Raw genomic sequence first — 18,070 nt, 5'->3', positions numbered from 1 at the left:
GATGTGATGAATACCTATACCGAACACACTGGCGCCACACCCGAAATCTACTCGCTCACCGACGTGAACCGGGTATTTGGCAAGGGCAAGGACGAGCTGCAAGTGCTCAGCGGGGTCAACCTGGCCCTGCACGAAGGCGAAATCGTCGGCATGCTCGGCCGCTCCGGCTCGGGCAAGTCGACCCTGCTGCGGATCATCGCCGGCCTGATCGAACCGTCGTCGGGCGAGGTCCTGTACAACGGCAAACCGCTGGATGGCCCGGCCGAAGGCGTGGCCATGGTGTTCCAGACATTTGCCCTTTTCCCGTGGCTGACGGTGCTGGAAAACGTCGAGGCCGGCCTGCAAGCCCTGCAGGTCGAACGCAAGGAAGCGCGCAAGCGTGCGCTGGCGGCCATCGACCTGATCGGCCTGGACGGATTCGAAAACGCCTACCCTCGGGAGCTGTCCGGCGGCATGCGCCAGCGCGTGGGTTTCGCTCGCGGGCTGGTGGTCAACCCGACGCTGCTGTTGATGGACGAACCCTTTTCGGCGCTGGACGTGTTGACTGCCGAAACCTTGAGAAACGATCTGCTGGACCTGTGGAGCGGCAAGCAACTGCCGATCAAATCGATCCTGATCGTCACCCACAACATCGAAGAAGCGGTGCTGATGTGCGACCGCATTATGGTGCTGTCGTCCAATCCGGGGCGGCTGGTGGCGGAAATCAAGGTGCCCTTCGCCCACCCGCGCAATCGCCTGGATCCGGCCTTCCGGCAGATGGTCGATGACATCTACGCGCAGATGACCGACCGCCGCAGCGCCGACGCCAGCATTGGCAAACCCGAACTGAAGATCAGCAGCCCGCTGCAGGAAGTGTCCACCAACCTGATGGCGGGTCTGATCGAAACCCTGGCGGCCGAGCCCTACAACGGCCACGCCGGCCTGCCCACCGTGGCCGAGCGGCGTTTGCTGGAAGTGGACGACCTGTTCCCGGTGGCCGAGATGCTCGAATTCCTGGGCTTCGCCGAACTCAAGGGCGCGGACATCACCCTGACCGACGCCGGCAAACTGTTCGCTGACTACGGCACGCAAGAGCGCAAGACTCTGTTCGCCGAACACCTGATCCGCTACATACCGCTGGCCGCGCGGATCCGCCAGGTCCTGCTGGAACGCAACGGCCACCGGGCGCCACGGGTGCGTTTCGAGCAGGAACTGGAAGACTCGCTGACCGAAGCCTTCGTCGAGAAAAACCTGGAAATCGTGATCGCCTGGGGTCGTTATGCGGAGATTTTCTCCTACGACGACCACACCGAAACGTTCAGCCTGGAGGATGTCGAGGGCAGCCTGTAGCCCTCGACAATTCCGGCGTTCAGATCACGAACAAGTCGACAAAACGGTGCACCGGCGTCGCCGCAAGTCGCGCCTGATCCTTGCACAGCGCAAGGATCTCGGCGCTGCGCTGGCCGGTGAAACGCGTGGCCAGGTTCGCCCTGAACTTGTCCTCCAGCAACGGAATGCCCTCGGCCCGGCGCCGACGGTGACCGATCGGGTATTCCACCACCACGTTTTCGGTGCTGGAACCGTCCTTGAAAAACACCTGCACCGCGTTGGCAATCGAGCGTTTGTCGGCTTCGAGGTATTCGCGGGTGAAACGCGGCTCTTCGACGATGACCATTTTTTCGCGCAACACATCGATGATCGGATGCGCCATGTGGAAATCGTCTTCGTACTGCTCGGCCACCAGATTGCCGAACGCCAGCGGCACGGCGGTCATGTACTGGATGCAGTGATCGCGATCGGCGGCGTTGGCCAACGGGCCGACCTTGGAAATGATGCGGATCGCCGATTCGTGGGTGGTGATGACGATCCGGTCGATCTCATGCAGACGATTGCGCACCTGCGGGTGCAGGGTCACGGCGGCTTCGCAGGCGGTTTGCGCGTGGAACTCGGCGGGGAAGCTGATCTTGAACAGCACGTTTTCCATCACGTAACTGCCGAAAGGACGCGAGAAGCTGAAGGCGCGTTTGCCTTCGGGCTTGAGCGCCAGATCGTTGTTGGTGTGGCTGAACAGCACGTCGTAGAAGCCCCACTGCTTGGCCGTCAACACGCCGGGAATGCCCATCTCGCCGCGCATCGCGATATCCGCCAGACGCACCCCGCGACTCGAAGCATCCCCCGCTGCCCAGGATTTGCGCGAACCGGCATTCGGCGCATGGCGGTACGTGCGCAACGCCTGACCATCGGCAAACGCATGGGACAACGCCGACAGCAGTTGCTCGCGATTGGCGCCCATGAGCTTGGCGACAACGGCTGTCGAGGCCACTTTCACCAGAATCACGTGGTCGAGACCTACGCGATTGAAGGAGTTTTCCAGGGCGATCACGCCTTGAATCTCGTGGGCCATGATCATCGCTTCAAGCACATCACGCACCGTCAGCGGCGCTTCGCCATTGGCCAGACGCTTTTGCGAAAGGTGATCGGCCACCGCGAGAATCCCGCCGAGGTTATCCGACGGATGCCCCCATTCGGCGGCGAGCCAGGTGTCGTTGTAATCGAGCCAGCGCACGATGCAGCCGATGTCCCACGCGGCTTTTACCGGATCGAGCCGATAGGAAGTGCCCGGCACGCGGGCACCGAACGGGACAACGGTGCCCTCGACGATGGGCCCGAGGTGTTTGGTGCATTCGGGGAAACGCAGGGCCAGCAGGCCGCAGCCCAAAGTGTCCATCAGGCAGTTGCGGGCGGTGTCGAGGGCTTCGGTGGATTCGATCTTGTAGGTGAGGACGTAATCGGCGATGTCCTGCAGGACATGGTCGTAGTCGGGGCGGTTGTTCAGGTCGACGTTGGCGCTCATGTTCGATTCACTCTTGAAAGTGGTTCGTTGATGGGACCTCGGTTCAGGGCTAATTTTTCTTGTTATTGAAATACGCAAAGCGCCGAGAGCGATCAGGCTCGCTCTCGGCGACTGTTCGTCAGAACGAATCTCCAGGCACGCGGACGAAGCCTTCCATCAGTACCCGCGCACTACGGCTCATGATCGCTTTCTTCACGACCCATTCACCATTTTCCAGACTGGCCTCGGCCCCGACGCGCAACGTCCCGGACGGATGTCCGAAGCGTACGGCATTGCGCTCAACGCCGCCGGCCGCCAGATTCACCAAGGTGCCGGAAATGGCCGCTGCGGTACCAATCGCCACCGCCGCCGTGCCCATCATCGCGTGGTGCAACTTGCCCATCGACAACGCCCGCACCAGCAGATCCACATCCCCGGCCGCAACCGCCTTGCCACTGGACGCCACGTAATCCGCAGGCCGAGCCACGAAAGCCACTTTCGGCGTGTGCTGACGCTTGGCCGCTTCGTCAATGTTGGAAATCAGCCCCATGCGCAACGCACCGTAAGCACGGATGGTCTCGAACATCTGCAAGGCTTTCGGATCGCTGTTGATCGCGCTCTGCAGTTCGGTGCCGGTGTAGCCGATGTCTTCGGCGTTGACGAAGATCGTCGGGATACCCGCGTTGATCATGGTCGCCTTGAACGTGCCGACGCCCGGCACTTCCAGCTCATCGATCAGGTTGCCGGTGGGGAACATCGAACCACCGCCGCCCTCTTCTTCCGCCGCCGGGTCCATGAATTCGACCTGCACTTCGGCGGCCGGGAAGGTCACGCCATCGAGTTCGAAATCACCGGTTTCCTGGACTTCGCCGTTGGTGATCGGCACATGGGCGATGATGGTCTTGCCGATGTTGGCCTGCCACACGCGAACCACCGCCACACCGTTGTGCGGAATGCGGCTGGCATCCACCAGGCCGTTGCTGATGGCGAACGAACCGACCGCCGCCGACAGGTTGCCGCAGTTGCCGCTCCAGTCCACGAACGGCTTGTCGATGGACACCTGACCGAACAGGTAATCGACGTCGTGATCGGCCTTGATGCTCTTCGACAGGATCACGGTTTTGCTGGTGCTCGACGTGGCACCGCCCATGCCGTCGATCTGCTTGTCGTAGGGGTCGGGACTGCCGATTACCCGCAGCAGCAGTGCATCGCGGGTCGGGCCGGGAATCTGCGCCGCTTCGGGCAGATCCTTGAGGCTGAAAAACACGCCTTTGCTGGTGCCGCCGCGCATGTAGGTGGCGGGGATCTTGATCTGCGGTGCGAACTTAGCTGCGTGAGCCATGGTGCTCCTTAACGAAGGCATGGGACTTAAAATCCCATGCCCACATCGATTGATTTAAACGGCAACCGCCGACTCTTCGAGGAAGTCCTGGGCGAAGCGTTGCAGCACGCCGCCGGCCTCGTAGATCGACACTTCTTCGGCGGTGTCGAGGCGACAGGTCACCGGCACGTCGACGCGTTCGCCGTTCTTGCGATGGATCACCAGCGTCAGGTCGGCGCGTGGCGTGCGGGCGCCGATCACGTCGTAGGTTTCGCTGCCGTCGATGCCCAGGGTCTTGCGGTCGGTGCCCGGTTTGAACTCCAGCGGCAACACGCCCATGCCCACCAGGTTGGTGCGGTGAATGCGCTCGAAACCTTCGGCGGCAATCGCTTCCACACCCGCCAGTCGCACGCCTTTGGCCGCCCAGTCCCGGGACGAACCCTGGCCGTAGTCGGCGCCGGCGATGATGATCAGCGGCTGCTTGCGTTCCATGTAGGTTTCGATGGCTTCCCACATGCGCATCACTTTGCCTTCCGGCTCGACACGGGCCAGCGAGCCCTGCTTGACCTTGCCGTTTTCCACGACCATTTCGTTGAACAGTTTCGGGTTCGCAAACGTCGCGCGCTGTGCGGTCAGGTGGTCGCCACGGTGGGTCGCGTAAGAGTTGAAGTCCTCTTCCGGCAGGCCCATTTTCGCCAGGTATTCGCCGGCGGCGCTGTCGAGCATGATCGCGTTCGACGGCGACAGGTGATCGGTGGTGATGTTGTCCGGCAGCACCGCCAGCGGGCGCATGCCCTTGAGCGGACGCGCTCCGGCCAGTGCGCCTTCCCAGTACGGCGGACGGCGGATGTAGGTGCTCATTTCGCGCCAGTCGTACAGCGGCGTGACTTTCGGGCCGGTGTCTTCATGGATGGCGAACATCGGGATGTAGACCTGACGGAACTGCTCCGGCTTGACCGAGGATTTCACCACCGCATCGATTTCTTCGTCGCTCGGCCAGATGTCCTTCAGGCGGATTTCCTTGCCGTCGACCACGCCGAGCACGTCTTTTTCGATGTCGAAACGGATGGTGCCGGCAATCGCGTAGGCCACCACCAGCGGCGGCGAAGCGAGGAATGCCTGCTTGGCGTAAGGGTGAATCCGGCCGTCGAAGTTGCGGTTGCCGGACAGCACGGCGGTGGCGTACAGATCACGGTCGATGATCTCTTGCTGGATCACCGGATCCAGCGCGCCGGACATGCCGTTGCAAGTGGTGCAGGCAAACGCGACGACGCCGAAACCGAGTTGCTCCAGCTCCGTGGTCAGCCCCGCTTCATCGAGGTACAGCGCCACGGTTTTCGAGCCCGGCGCCAGCGACGACTTGACCCAAGGCTTGCGGGTCAGGCCGAGCTTGTTGGCATTGCGCGCCAGCAGTCCGGCAGCGATCACGTTGCGCGGGTTGCTGGTGTTGGTGCAACTGGTGATGGCGGCGATGATCACCGCGCCGTCGGGCATCTGGCCGGGCACGTCTTCCCATTTCCCGGAAATGCCTTTGGCCGCCAGATCCGATACCGCCACGCGAGCGTGCGGGTTGCTCGGGCCGGCCATGTTGCGCACCACCGAAGACAGGTCGAAGGTCAGGCCACGCTCGTATTGCGCACCTTTCAGGCTGTCGGCCCACAGGCCGATCTGTTTGGCGTACTGCTCGACCAGTTGCACTTGCTGGTCTTCACGACCGGTGAGTTTCAGGTAATCGATGGTCTGCTGGTCGATGTAGAACATCGCGGCAGTAGCGCCGTATTCCGGAGCCATGTTGGAGATGGTCGCGCGGTCGCCGAGGGTCAGCGCGGAAGCACCTTCGCCGAAGAACTCCAGCCACGCGCCCACCACTTTCTGTTTGCGCAGGTATTCGGTCAGCGCCAGCACCATGTCGGTGGCGGTGATGCCCGGTTGCAGCTTGCCGGTCAGTTCGACGCCGACGCTTTCCGGCAGACGCATCCAGGACGCACGGCCGAGCATCACGCTCTCGGCTTCAAGCCCACCGACGCCGATGGCGATCACGCCCAGTGCATCGACGTGCGGGGTGTGGCTATCGGTGCCGACGCAGGTATCCGGGAATGCAACGCCGTCGCGCACCTGGATCACCGGAGACATTTTCTCCAGGTTGATCTGGTGCATGATGCCGTTGCCCGGCGGGATCACGTCGACGTTCTTGAACGCCTTCTTGGTCCAGTTGATGAAGTGGAAACGGTCTTCGTTGCGACGGTCTTCGATGGCGCGGTTCTTCTCGAACGCCTGCTTGTCAAAACCGCCCGCCTCGACCGCCAGCGAGTGGTCGACGATCAGTTGCGTCGGCACCACCGGGTTGACCTGCGCCGGGTCGCCACCCTGCTGGGCAATCGCGTCGCGCAGGCCGGCGAGGTCCACCAGCGCGGTCTGGCCGAGAATGTCGTGGCACACCACGCGAGCAGGGAACCACGGGAAGTCGAGGTCGCGTTTGCGCTCGATCAGTTGTTTCAGGGAATCGGTGAGCGTGGCCGGGTCGCAGCGACGCACGAGGTTTTCCGCCAGCACGCGAGAGGTGTACGGCAGGGTGTCGTAGCTGCCCGGCTGGATCGCATCGACAGCCGCGCGGACGTCGAAAAAGTCCAGCGGCGTGCCGGGCAGGTTCTTGCGAAATTCTGTGTTCATCGGTCAGGACTCGGTCACGGTAGTTTCAAAGAGGGGGCGCCTGTACCGGCGCCCTCCCCGGTCAGCGCTGTTCGATCGGCACGAACTTGCGCTGTTCGACGCCGACGTACTCGGCGCTTGGACGGATGATGCGGTTGTTGGCGCGCTGTTCGAACACGTGCGCTGCCCAGCCGGTCAGGCGCGAGCAGACGAAGATCGGGGTGAACAGCTTGGTCGGGATGCCCATGAAGTGGTACGCCGAGGCATGGTAGAAGTCGGCGTTGGGGAACAGTTTCTTCTGCTCCCACATGGTCTTGTCGATGGCTTCCGATACCGCGAACAACACCTTGTCGCCCACTTCGTCGGCGAGTTTTTTCGACCAGCCCTTGATCACCTCATTGCGCGGATCGCTGTCCTTATAGATCGCGTGGCCGAAGCCCATGATCTTGTCCTTGCGCTCGAGCATGCCGAGGGTGCCCTTGATCGCCTCTTCCGGCGACGAGAAGCGCTCGATCATTTCCATCGCCGCTTCGTTGGCGCCGCCGTGCAGCGGGCCGCGCAGCGAGCCGATGGCTGCGGTGACGCAGGAATACAGGTCGGACAGGGTCGAAGCACAGACGCGAGCGGTGAAGGTCGAGGCGTTGAATTCGTGCTCGGCGTAGAGAATCAGCGAGACGTTCATCACCTTAACGTGCAGTTCGCTCGGCTTCTTGTCGTGCAGCAGGTGCAGGAAATGGCCACCGATGGACGGCTCGTCGCTCACGCAATTGATGCGTTTGCCGTCGTGGCTGAAGCGATACCAGTAGCACATGATCGCCGGGAACGCGGCCAGCAGGCGGTCGGTCTTGTCGCGTTGCTCGGAGAAATCCTTCTCCGGCTCGATGTTGCCCAGGAACGAGCAACCGGTGCGCATCACGTCCATCGGGTGGGCGTCGGCAGGGATGCGTTCCAGCACTTCTTTCAGCGCTTGCGGCAAATCGCGCAGCTTGCTCAGTTTGCCTTGATATTCGGCGAGCTGGGCCTTGGTCGGCAGCTCCCCGTAGAGCAGCAGGTACGCCACTTCTTCAAATTGTGCGTCTGCTGCCAGTTCGCGCACGTCGTAGCCGCGATAGGTCAGCCCGGCACCGGCCTGGCCCACGGTGGACAGTGCGGTTTGCCCGGCAACCTGGCCCCGGAGCCCGGCGCCACTGAGTACTTTTGCTTCGGCCATTGTTGTCTCCAATCTTGAATTTGTTAGGGAGTACGGTTGCGGCTTACTTCTTCGCCGCAAACAACGCGTCGAGCTTCTGCTCGAAGGTGTGGTAATCGATGCGATCGTAGAGCTCCATGCGAGTCTGCATGGTGTCGATGACATTCTGCTGGGTGCCGTCGCGACGGATCGCGGTGTAGACGTTTTCTGCCGCCTTGTTCATCGCGCGGAACGCCGACAGCGGGTACAGCACCAGCGACACATCCGCTCCGGCAAGCTGCTCGGTGGTGTACAACGGCGTCGAGCCGAACTCGGTGATGTTGGCCAGGATCGGCGCTTTCACGCGGTTGGCGAACAGCTTGTACATCTCAAGTTCGGTGATGGCTTCCGGGAAGATCATGTCGGCACCGGCCTCGATGCACGCGGCGGCGCGATCCAGTGCCGACTCCAGGCCTTCAACGGCCAGCGCGTCGGTGCGGGCCATGATCACGAAGCTGTCGTCGGTACGGGCATCGACGGCGGCCTTGATGCGGTCGACCATTTCCTGCTGAGTCACGATCTCTTTGTTCGGGCGGTGGCCGCAGCGTTTGGCGCCGACCTGGTCTTCGATGTGGATCGCAGCGGCGCCGAACTTGATCATCGACTTCACGGTACGCGCCACGTTGAACGCCGAGGCGCCGAAACCGGTGTCGACGTCCACCAGCAGCGGCAGATCGCAGACGTCGGTAATGCGGCGCACGTCGGTCAGCACATCATCCAGGCCGGTGATGCCCAGGTCCGGCACGCCGAGGGAGCCGGCGGCTACCCCGCCACCCGAGAGGTAAATCGCCTTGAAACCGGCGCGCTTGGCCAGCAGCGCGTGGTTGGCGTTGATCGCGCCGACCACTTGCAACGGATGTTCGCTGGCGACCGCATCGCGGAAACGCTGGCCTGGAGTGCTCTTGTTGGAACTCATGACTCACCTCGTTCAGTGGCTGTCTTATTGTCGGCGCCGTCCTGGTAATGACGGGCGATGTTGCGTTTCGAGGCGCCGATGTGGCGGCGCATCAACAATTCCGCGAGCTCGCCGTCACGGTCGGCGATGGCATCGAGAATCCGGTGGTGTTCGGCAAAGGCCTGGCGCGGGCGGTTGGGCGTGGTGGAAAACTGGATGCGGTACATGCGCACCAGTTGATACAGCTCGCCGCAGAGCATCTGGGTCAGGGTGCGGTTGCCGCTGCCCTGGATGATCCGGTAGTGAAAGTCGAAATCGCCTTCCTGCTGGTAGTAGCCGACGCCGGCCTGAAACGCCGCATCGCGCTCGTGGGTTTCCAGCACCCGGCGCAGTTCGTCGATTTCTTCGACGCTCATGCGTTCGGCCGCCAGACGGCAGGCCATGCCTTCGAGGGATTCGCGGATTTCGTAGAGTTCGAGCAGTTCGGCGTGGCTCAACGAGACCACCCGCGCGCCGACGTGCGGCACGCGCACCAGCAGACGCTGACCTTCCAGTCGATGAATCGCCTCGCGCAATGGCCCGCGGCTGATGCCATAAGTGCGCGCCAGTTCCGGCTCGGAGATCTTGCTGCCCGGGGCGATTTCGCCTTTGACGATGGCGGCCTGGATACGCCGGAAGACGTTTTCGGACAGGGTTTCCGAATCGTCGCCGCTGATGACCGGGGGATCGAGTTGATCCAACATATTGTCGACACCTTTAAATCCAATGCGGCAAAAACTAGCGAATCAGCCGGCACCAGTCAAAGGATAAATGGATATTGTCGACAATCGTCTAATAACGCCCGATATCAGCCCCAAGGGTTATAGACCCGCTCGGGCGCTGGCGCCATAAAACCACCGTGCTAGAATGCCGCCCGCATTTGCGAGTCATTTGCACGGCTTGTCATAAAAAGCTGATAGGCACACGAAGGCGCGCGCAGGCAGGATCTCCTGATGCCGTGGCCCTGAACCGAGAACGGAACGCTGCTCGCCAGGATTTATGAGACTCAAGCCCTTCCCCACCTTTTTCTATCTGTTTTGCCTGCCCGGCCTGGCTGTGGCGGGGGAAAAGACTGTGTACGGCCTCAACGAGTACGCCGCCCTCGACGGGATCAACCTGGAAGTGGCGGCGAAACTCGATACCGGGGCGAAAACCGCCTCCCTGAGCGCCCGCGACATCAAACGCTTCAAGCGCAACGGCGAGTCCTGGGTGCGTTTCTACCTGGCCATCGACGCTGCGCATTCGCACCCGATCGAACGGCCGCTGGCCCGGGTCAGCAAGATCAAGCGCCGCGCCGGCGACTACGACCCGGAAGAAGGCAAGAAGTACACCGCGCGCCCGGTGATCGAGCTGGATATCTGCATGGGTTCGGCGATGCGCAGCATCGAAGTGAACCTGACCGACCGCAGTGCGTTCCAATACCCGCTTTTGATCGGCTCCGAGGCGCTGAAACGCTTCGATGCGCTGGTCGATCCCAGTCTTAAATACGCTGCCGGCAAACCCGCCTGCGCCATCGCCGCTCATACCGCCGAGTAATTTCCATGCGTTCTCTAACCTTCCACCTGAAAATCCTGATCACCATCCTGGTGCTCCTGGGCGTTTCGGTTACGGCCTATCAGATTTTCGTGCTCGGCATCCCGGTGACCGAAGACGCCACCGACGACTTGTGGAACATCGACGCCAAGGTCGAGTTCGTCGCCAGCACCAAGGATCCGGTGAAGATCCAGATGTTCGTGCCGCCCCTGAGCCGCGATTACGTCAGTCTCAATGAAAGCTTTATCTCCAATAACTATGGCGTGGCGGTCAACCGCGTCGACGGCAACCGCAAGGTCACCTGGTCGGCCCGCCGGGCCAAGGGCAACCAGACCCTTTATTACCGTCTGGTGCTGACCAAGCGTTACACCGCCGAGAAAACCAAGGTCAAAGGCCCGACCTTCCGCGACAGCATGGCCATCGAAGGCCCGGAAAAAATCGCCGCCGAAGCCCTGCTCGCGCCGATCCGCCAGCACTCGGCGGACGTCGAGACCTTCATTGGCGAAGCGATCAAACGTGTCAACAACACCAACGACGACAATGTGAAACTGCTGCTGGCCGGTGATCCGTCGACCGCCCACAAGGCAAAAATCGTTGAACTGCTGCTGTCCATCGCCCACGTTCCTGTCGAGAAGGTCCACACCATTCGCCTCGTCGCCGATCAGCCGCAAACCCCTGAACTGTGGCTGCGCAGCTTCAACGGCAATGACTGGCTCTACTTCAACCCGGAAACCGGCGAACAAGGCCTGCCGACCGACCGCCTGCTGTGGTGGACCGGCGATGAAAACCTGATCACCGTCGACGGTGCGAAGAAAGCCAACGTGACGTTCAGCCTGAACAACAGCGAGATGAACGCGATTCGTCTGGCCAAGCTGACCGACGAAAACACCGACGCCAACTTCCTCGAATATTCGCTGTACGGCCTGCCGCTGCAGACCCAGCAGACGTTCATGATCATGGTGATGATCCCGATCGGCGTGCTGGTGATCCTGATCCTGCGCAATCTGGTCGGCCTGCAGACCCTCGGCACATTCACTCCGGTGCTGATCGCCCTGGCCTTCCGCGAGACGCAGCTGGGCTTCGGCATCCTGCTGTTTACCGTGATCACCGCGCTTGGGCTGTCACTGCGCTCGTATCTGGAACACCTGAAGCTGCAAATGCTGCCGCGACTCTCTGTGGTGCTGACCTTCGTGGTGGTGCTGATCGCGGCGATCAGCCTGTTCAGCCACAAGCTCGGTCTGGAGCGTGGCTTGTCGGTGGCGCTGTTCCCGATGGTGATTCTGACCATGACCATCGAACGCCTGTCGATCACCTGGGAAGAACGCGGCGCCAGCCATGCCTTGAAAGTGGCGATCGGCACGCTGTTCGCGGCGTCCCTCGCGCATCTGATCATGACCGTTCCGGAACTGGTGTACTTCGTGTTCACTTTCCCGGCGATCCTGCTGATTCTGGTGGGCTTCATGCTGGCCATGGGTCGCTATCGCGGTTATCGCCTGACCGAACTGGTGCGCTTCAAGGCTTTCCTGAAGAAGGCTGACGCCTGATGTTCGGTTTCTGGAAGACCTGGAAGGCCCTGGAAGCCCGGGGCATCATGGGCATCAATCGGCGTAACGCGGACTACGTGCTCAAGTACAACAAGCGCAGTCTGTACCCGATCGTCGATGACAAGATCATCACCAAGGAGCGCGCGATCAAGGCCGGCATCCATGTGCCGGAACTGTATGGCGTGATTTCCACGGAGAAGGAAATCGACAAGCTCGACGAGATCATCGGCGGGCGCAACGACTTCGTGATCAAGCCGGCCCAGGGCGCCGGCGGTGACGGCATCATCGTCATCGCCGACCGTTTTGAAGGTCGCTATCGCACGGTGTCGGGCAAGATCCTCACTCACGAAGAGCTGGAGCACCATATCTCCAGCATCCTCACCGGCCTGTATTCGCTCGGTGGCCACCGTGATCGGGCGCTGATCGAATATCGCGTGACTCCGGACCAGATCTTCAAGAGCATCAGCTACGAAGGCGTGCCGGACATCCGCATCATCGTGCTGATGGGCTACCCAGTGATGGCCATGCTGCGCCTGCCGACCCGGCAGTCCGGCGGCAAGGCCAACCTGCACCAGGGCGCCATCGGCGTCGGTGTCGACCTGGCGACCGGCCTGACCCTGCGCGGCACCTGGCTGAACAACATCATCGCCAAACACCCGGACACCACCAACGCTGTGGATGGTGTGCAACTGCCCTACTGGGACGGCTTCATGAGGCTCGCCGCCGGTTGCTATGAGCTGTGCGGCCTGGGCTACATCGGCGTGGACATGGTGCTGGACCAGGAGAAAGGCCCGCTGATTCTGGAACTGAATGCGCGGCCGGGGCTGAATATCCAGATTGCCAATGACTGCGGGCTGACGGCACGGACCCATGCGGTGGAAGCGCATCTGGAGGATCTCAAGACCCGCGGTGTGACTGAAACGGTTGAAGAGCGGGTGGCGTTTGCTCAGGAACTGTTCGGGCATATTCCGGTGGTCGAGGGCTGAGTCGCGTTACCGGCCCCCGATCTGCCAATCCCCGACATCCCCTCTAGGAGCAATTCCCCGAGGGGACTACAATCCCCACCCCGCCTCGATGGCCGATCTGCCCCGCCCATGTTGACCTGTTCCGTACACCCACTGCCCTACCGCGCCAACCCCGCCGACTATTTCGCGGCAATCCGCCATGCGCCCGGCGCCGTGCTGCTCGACAGCGGCCGGCCGAGTGCCGACCGTGGCCGTTATGATTTGCTCAGCGCCTGGCCGCTGGAACAACTGGCGGTGATGCCCGACGAGCGCGGTGACGATTTCCTGCAACGCCTGCGGGACAATCTGGCGCACCTCGGCGAGGCACAGTTGCCTTCGGAATACGAGCTGCCATTCGCCGGCGGCCTGATCGGTTACCTGAGTTACGACTTCGGTCGGCATCTGGAAAATCTGCCAAGTCAGGCGCTGGATGATCTGCAACTGCCGGATGCGCGTTTTGGCCTGTATGACTGGGCGTTGATCAGCGATCACCAGAAAGCCACCAGCCAACTGGTGTTTCACCCATCGGTAAGCGACAGCGAGAAACAACGGTTGATCGATCTGTGCAGCCAACCGGTAGCCGCCAAGCTGACGCCGTTCAAGCTGAACACGGCAATGACCGCCGACCTGTCGGCCGACGACTATCGCCAGGCGCTCGAACGCATTCATCAATACATCCAGGCCGGCGACTGCTATCAGGTGAACTTCGCCCAGCGTTTCCGCGCGCCGTGCGCAGGCGACCCATGGCTGGCTTACTGTGCGTTGCGCGAGGCCTGCCCGACGCCGTTTTCCGGGTTCCAGAGCCTGCCTGACGGCAATGCGGTGCTGAGCCTTTCGCCCGAGCGCTTTGTCAAAGTCAGCCAGCGCCAGGTGGAAACCCGCCCGATCAAAGGCACCCGCCCCCGTGGCGCGACCCCGGCCGAAGACGCGGCCAACGCCGCCGAATTGCTGGCCAGCCCCAAGGACCGCGCGGAAAACCTGATGATCGTCGACCTGCTGCGCAACGATCTCGGCCGCACTTGCCGCATCGGCTCCGTGCGGGTGCCGGAGCTGTTCAGCCTGGAAAGCTATCCGAACGTGCATCACCTGGTCAGCAGCGTGACCGGTGAGCTGGCGGAGGATCGCGATGCCCTGGACCTGATCGCCGGCAGCTTCCCCGGTGGCTCGATCACCGGCGCGCCGAAGATTCGTGCGATGCAGATCATTGATGAACTGGAGCCGACCCGACGTGGCTTGTATTGCGGTTCGTTGCTGTACCTGGACGTGCGCGGCGAGATGGACAGCTCCATCGCCATTCGCAGTCTGCTGGTGAAGGATGGGCAGGTGTGCTGCTGGGGTGGCGGCGGGATCGTCGCCGATTCGGATTGGGAGGCGGAGTATCAGGAATCGATTACCAAGGTCAGGGTTCTGCTCGAAACGCTGCAAAACCTCTGACGAGTGTGGCGAGGGCGGTTGCGCCCTCGCCACAGCATGACTTACAGACTCAGATCGCGGTTCGAAGCCTTGAGAAACTCCTGCTTCAACTCGGCAAAGCTGTGCACCGCCGGAAACTGCGGGAACTCGCGGATCACGTTATCCGGCGCATGGAACAGAATCCCCGCATCCGCCTCGCCCAGCATGCTGGTGTCGTTGTAGGAATCCCCCGCCGCAATCACCCGGTAATACAGGCTCTTGAAAGCCAGGACCGACTGACGTTTCGGATCTTTCTGACGCAACTGGTAGCCGGTAACCCGCCCGCTTTCGTCAGTAATCAGTCGGTGACAGAGCAAGGTCGGGAAACCCAGCTGACGCATCAGCGGCTGGGAAAACTCATAGAACGTATCCGACAGAATCACCACCTGAAACCGCTCGCGCAGCCAATTGACGAACTCCACCGCGCCGTCCAGCGGCTTGAGGGTGGCGATCACTTCCTGAATGTCCGAAAGCTTCAGGCCATGTTCGTCGAGGATGCGCAGGCGCTGCTTCATCAGCACGTCGTAGTCGGGAATGTCCCGGGTGGTGGCCTTGAGCGATTCGATTCCGGTTTTTTCGGCGAAGGCGATCCAGATTTCCGGTACCAGCACTCCTTCAAGGTCAAGACAGGCAATTTCCACAGGACACTCCGTTTGTAATGTTTATTGAGTCGAGCGAGCCCGAACTCTAGCGGCTCGACCTGGACCGTGCAACGCAGAGGCCGCCCCGGCGGGCGTTGCTTTTTGTTAACATCGCCGCCATATAGAGCGCCCAGCGCCACCGACCTGTAGGAAGCCGCCCTGATGAGCCCAACGTTCGACGTCGTGGAACTCGCCACGACCTATGCCAACAAATCCGCCCAGGACATCCTCAAACTCGCATTCGCCGAGTTCGGCGATGACCTGTGGATATCTTTCAGCGGCGCCGAGGATGTGGTGCTGGTGGACATGGCCTGGAAGCTGAACAAGAACGTCAAGGTGTTCAGTCTCGACACCGGTCGTCTGCACCCGGAAACCTACCGTTTCATCGATCAGGTGCGCGAGCACTACAAGATCGACATCGAGCTGGTGTCGCCGGACTACACGAAACTTGAACCGTTCGTGAAGGAAAAAGGCCTGTTCAGTTTCTACAAGGACGGCCATGGCGAGTGCTGCGGGATCCGCAAGATCGAGCCGCTGCGCCGCAAACTGTCCGGCGTCAAAGCCTGGGCCACCGGCCAGCGCCGCGACCAGAGCCCCGGTACCCGCAGTGCCGTCGCAGTGATGGAAATCGACAGCGCGTTCTCCACCCCGGAGCGGACGCTGTACAAGTTCAACCCGCTGGCGCAGATGACCAGCGAGGAAATCTGGGGCTACATCCGCATGCTGGAGCTGCCGTACAACAGCCTGCATGAGCGCGGTTTCATCAGCATCGGCTGCGAACCGTGCACCCGCCCTGTCCTGCCGAACCAGCACGAGCGCGAAGGCCGCTGGTGGTGGGAAGAAGCGACGCAGAAAGAATGCGGCTTGCACGCCGGGAATATCATCAGCAAGGCGTAAACCGCTCGCCCCACAGTTGTCTCTGACAGACATGAAAAATGTGTACACACGAATGTCACCATCGGTGCCATTTATGTGTGCACTTTTCATTTCTACGCCCTGAAAAGTTACATTCCGCTGCCAAAGCGATCACTTCCGGCGTCCGCCAAAATCCCTTCCGAAAAATAAATACCTGTTCGAACGGTCAATTTATATCGCCTGAATTTCAGTGACTTGGCGCTATTCAATAACTTTTCGAAATCAGTGGTGGTTTTCATAGATCGCTGACTGGCACAGATCTGGCTTAAGTGCATACATGTTTTGTATACAAAACCACAAAACATGAACCCACACTTTCGATCCGCAAGCCTGAAGCGCCCTATCCCGTACAGGCTGCAGATGCCCCGTAACCAGTGATGTTTCAGCGTCGCGACGAAGATCTGCCGAGCCCGAGCGCTCATGCACAGTCATCGCGGCCCGAACATCAGGAGCCTGCCGGAATGCGTACGAGTCTTTCGAACAACAACATCGCGCTGAATCTGCCCTCCTCCTCAACCCTCGATCACACCGTGCCCGGTGACGGCATCGCCGAACCGCTGCAACTGAGCCCGCGCCTGCATAACAGCGACCTCGCACCGACCAAGGTCGAAGGACGGCGCTGGGGCAAATACAGCATCTTCGCCCTGTGGACCAACGATGTGCACAACATCGCCAACTACTCGTTTGCCATCGGTCTGTACGCCCTGGGCCTGGGCGGCTGGCAGATTCTGCTGTCGCTGGGGATCGGCGCGGCGCTGGTGTATTTCTTCATGAACCTGTCCGGCTACATGGGACAGAAAACCGGGGTACCGTTTCCGGTGATCAGCCGGATCAGTTTCGGCATCCACGGGGCGCAGATTCCTGCGTTGATCCGGGCGGTGATTGCCATCGCCTGGTTCGGGATTCAGACGTACCTGGCGTCGGTGGTATTTCGCGTGTTACTCACGGCGATCCATCCCGGTTTCGCCGACTACGACCACAACTCGATCCTCGGCCTGTCGAGCCTGGGCTGGGTGTGTTTCGTGGCGATCTGGTTCGTGCAACTGGGAATTCTGGCCTACGGCATGGAAATGGTCCGCCGCTACGAAGCCTTCGCCGGTCCGGTGATTCTGCTGACCGTCGCCTGCCTCGCCGCGTGGATGTACACCCAGGCCAACGCGACCATTGCCTGGTCGATCCGCGAACCGCTGACCGGCGGCGAGATGTGGCGCAACATCTTTGCCGGCGGCGCCTTGTGGCTGGCGATCTACGGCACGCTGATCCTCAACTTCTGCGACTTCGCCCGCTCCTCGCCGTGCCGCAAAACCATCAAGATCGGAAACTTCTGGGGCCTGCCGGTGAATATTCTGGTGTTCGCCGGGATCACCGTCCTGCTGTGCGGCGCGCAATTTCAGATCAACGGGCGGATCATCGAGAGCCCGACCGAAATCATCGCGTCGATCCCCAACACGTTCTTTCTGGTGCTCGGCTGCCTGGCGTTCCTGATCGTCACCGTGGCGGTGAACATCATGGCCAACTTCGTTGCCCCGGCCTTCGTGCTGAGCAACCTGGCGCCGAAGTACCTGACCTTCCGCCGGGCCGGGCTGATCAGCGCAACGATTGCGGTGCTGATCCTGCCGTGGAACCTCTACAACAGCCCGCTGGTGATCGTGTATTTCCTGTCCGGCCTCGGTGCCCTGCTCGGCCCGTTGTACGGCGTGATCATGGTCGACTACTGGCTGATCCGCAAAGGCCGGATCCACGTGCCGCAGCTGTACAGCGAAGACCCGAACGGCGCGTATTTCTACAGCCGCGGGGTCAATCTGCGAGCCGTGGCGGCGTTCATTCCGGCCGCGCTGATCGCCATCGTCCTGGCACTGGTGCCGGGCTTCCACAGCGTTTCGCCCTTCTCCTGGCTGATCGGTGCCGGCATCGCCGGGATGCTTTATCTGATCGTCGCCAAACGCCAGCCGCACTACGCCGACGTGGACGGCGAAGCCATCGCCGTCGACAACGTCAGCCACTGAATCTTTTGGCGGCCCTTCGCGGGGCCGCAGA

At 61.5% G+C, this 18,070-nt stretch carries 14 protein-coding genes; 7 read left to right on the top strand and 7 right to left on the bottom strand.

The genetic code is table 11. The features are described 5' to 3' along the window. Positions 1 to 6: 6 nt before the first annotated feature. Entirely contained in the window at positions 7 to 1,329 is a 1,323-nt protein-coding gene (locus IF189_RS09185) for an AAA-associated domain-containing protein (protein WP_134825994.1), read from the top strand. Between the two features lie 19 nt (positions 1,330 to 1,348). Here IF189_RS09185 and prpD read toward each other — a convergent pair whose 3' ends face one another. The 6 genes from prpD to IF189_RS09155 all read right to left on the bottom strand — a co-directional run bounded on the left by prpD (position 1,349) and on the right by IF189_RS09155 (position 9,645). Continuing rightward, positions 1,349 to 2,833 (bottom strand): 2-methylcitrate dehydratase, encoded by a 1,485-nt coding sequence (gene prpD / locus IF189_RS09180; protein WP_192553148.1) that lies wholly within the window; start codon positions 2,831 to 2,833, stop codon positions 1,349 to 1,351. Between the two features lie 118 nt (positions 2,834 to 2,951). Beyond that, entirely contained in the window at positions 2,952 to 4,154 is a 1,203-nt protein-coding gene (gene prpF, locus IF189_RS09175; RefSeq protein ID WP_192553147.1) for a 2-methylaconitate cis-trans isomerase PrpF, read from the bottom strand. A gap of 54 nt (positions 4,155 to 4,208) precedes the next feature. After that, positions 4,209 to 6,803, bottom strand: coding sequence for a Fe/S-dependent 2-methylisocitrate dehydratase AcnD (acnD, locus tag IF189_RS09170; RefSeq protein WP_134825991.1), 2,595 nt, complete (start codon positions 6,801 to 6,803; stop codon positions 4,209 to 4,211). 61 nt (positions 6,804 to 6,864) lie between these two features. Then, positions 6,865 to 7,992, bottom strand: coding sequence for a 2-methylcitrate synthase (prpC, locus tag IF189_RS09165; RefSeq protein WP_192553146.1), 1,128 nt, complete (start codon positions 7,990 to 7,992; stop codon positions 6,865 to 6,867). 43 nt (positions 7,993 to 8,035) lie between these two features. Next, a complete protein-coding gene (gene prpB / locus IF189_RS09160) occupies positions 8,036 to 8,926 on the bottom strand; it encodes a methylisocitrate lyase (protein ID WP_085711892.1) in 891 nt (296 codons plus the stop codon). After that, positions 8,923 to 9,645 carry a GntR family transcriptional regulator gene (locus IF189_RS09155; RefSeq protein ID WP_169432611.1) on the bottom strand — a complete coding sequence of 241 codons (723 nt, stop codon included), beginning with the start codon at positions 9,643 to 9,645 and terminating at the stop codon, positions 8,923 to 8,925. The genes prpB and IF189_RS09155 overlap by 4 nt, the downstream gene beginning before the upstream one ends. A 298-nt stretch (positions 9,646 to 9,943) precedes the next feature. On the opposite strand from IF189_RS09155, the gene IF189_RS09150 reads away from it, so the two are divergent. From IF189_RS09150 to pabB, 4 genes are all read left to right on the top strand, one after another. Further along, positions 9,944 to 10,480: an ATP-dependent zinc protease gene (locus tag IF189_RS09150; protein WP_065258027.1), complete on the top strand. Its 537-nt coding sequence runs from the start codon at positions 9,944 to 9,946 to the stop codon at positions 10,478 to 10,480. 5 nt (positions 10,481 to 10,485) lie between these two features. Continuing rightward, on the top strand, positions 10,486 to 12,021 hold the full coding sequence (locus IF189_RS09145; protein WP_085711890.1) for an inactive transglutaminase family protein: 1,536 nt from the start codon (positions 10,486 to 10,488) through the stop codon (positions 12,019 to 12,021). Next, positions 12,021 to 13,007: an alpha-L-glutamate ligase-like protein gene (locus IF189_RS09140; protein ID WP_085711889.1), complete on the top strand. Its 987-nt coding sequence runs from the start codon at positions 12,021 to 12,023 to the stop codon at positions 13,005 to 13,007. The genes IF189_RS09145 and IF189_RS09140 overlap by 1 nt, the downstream gene beginning before the upstream one ends. 108 nt (positions 13,008 to 13,115) lie before the next feature. Next, positions 13,116 to 14,459, top strand: a complete 1,344-nt coding sequence (gene pabB, locus IF189_RS09135) for an aminodeoxychorismate synthase component I (RefSeq protein WP_192553145.1) — start codon at positions 13,116 to 13,118, stop codon at positions 14,457 to 14,459. Positions 14,460 to 14,500: 41 nt separating this feature from the next. On the opposite strand, the gene thrH is transcribed toward pabB, so the two are convergent. Further along, on the bottom strand, positions 14,501 to 15,118 hold the full coding sequence (thrH, locus tag IF189_RS09130; RefSeq protein ID WP_119428417.1) for a bifunctional phosphoserine phosphatase/homoserine phosphotransferase ThrH: 618 nt from the start codon (positions 15,116 to 15,118) through the stop codon (positions 14,501 to 14,503). Positions 15,119 to 15,280: 162 nt separating this feature from the next. Here thrH and IF189_RS09125 point away from each other — a divergent pair, with 162 nt between their 5' ends. Then, the gene (locus tag IF189_RS09125) at positions 15,281 to 16,015 is read left to right on the top strand and encodes a phosphoadenylyl-sulfate reductase (protein WP_085711886.1); all 735 of its coding nucleotides are present in this window, start codon (positions 15,281 to 15,283) and stop codon (positions 16,013 to 16,015) included. 479 nt (positions 16,016 to 16,494) lie between these two features. Then, positions 16,495 to 18,039 (top strand): NCS1 family nucleobase:cation symporter-1, encoded by a 1,545-nt coding sequence (locus IF189_RS09120; protein WP_192553144.1) that lies wholly within the window; start codon positions 16,495 to 16,497, stop codon positions 18,037 to 18,039. Positions 18,040 to 18,070: the final 31 nt, after the last annotated feature.

The organism is Pseudomonas sp. IzPS59 (assembly GCF_014863505.1).
GTDB classification, from domain to species: Bacteria; Pseudomonadota; Gammaproteobacteria; order Pseudomonadales; family Pseudomonadaceae; genus Aquipseudomonas; species Aquipseudomonas kribbensis.
Note: the sequence above shows the minus strand (reverse complement) of the source record. Positions and strands in the feature narration are given on the sequence as shown.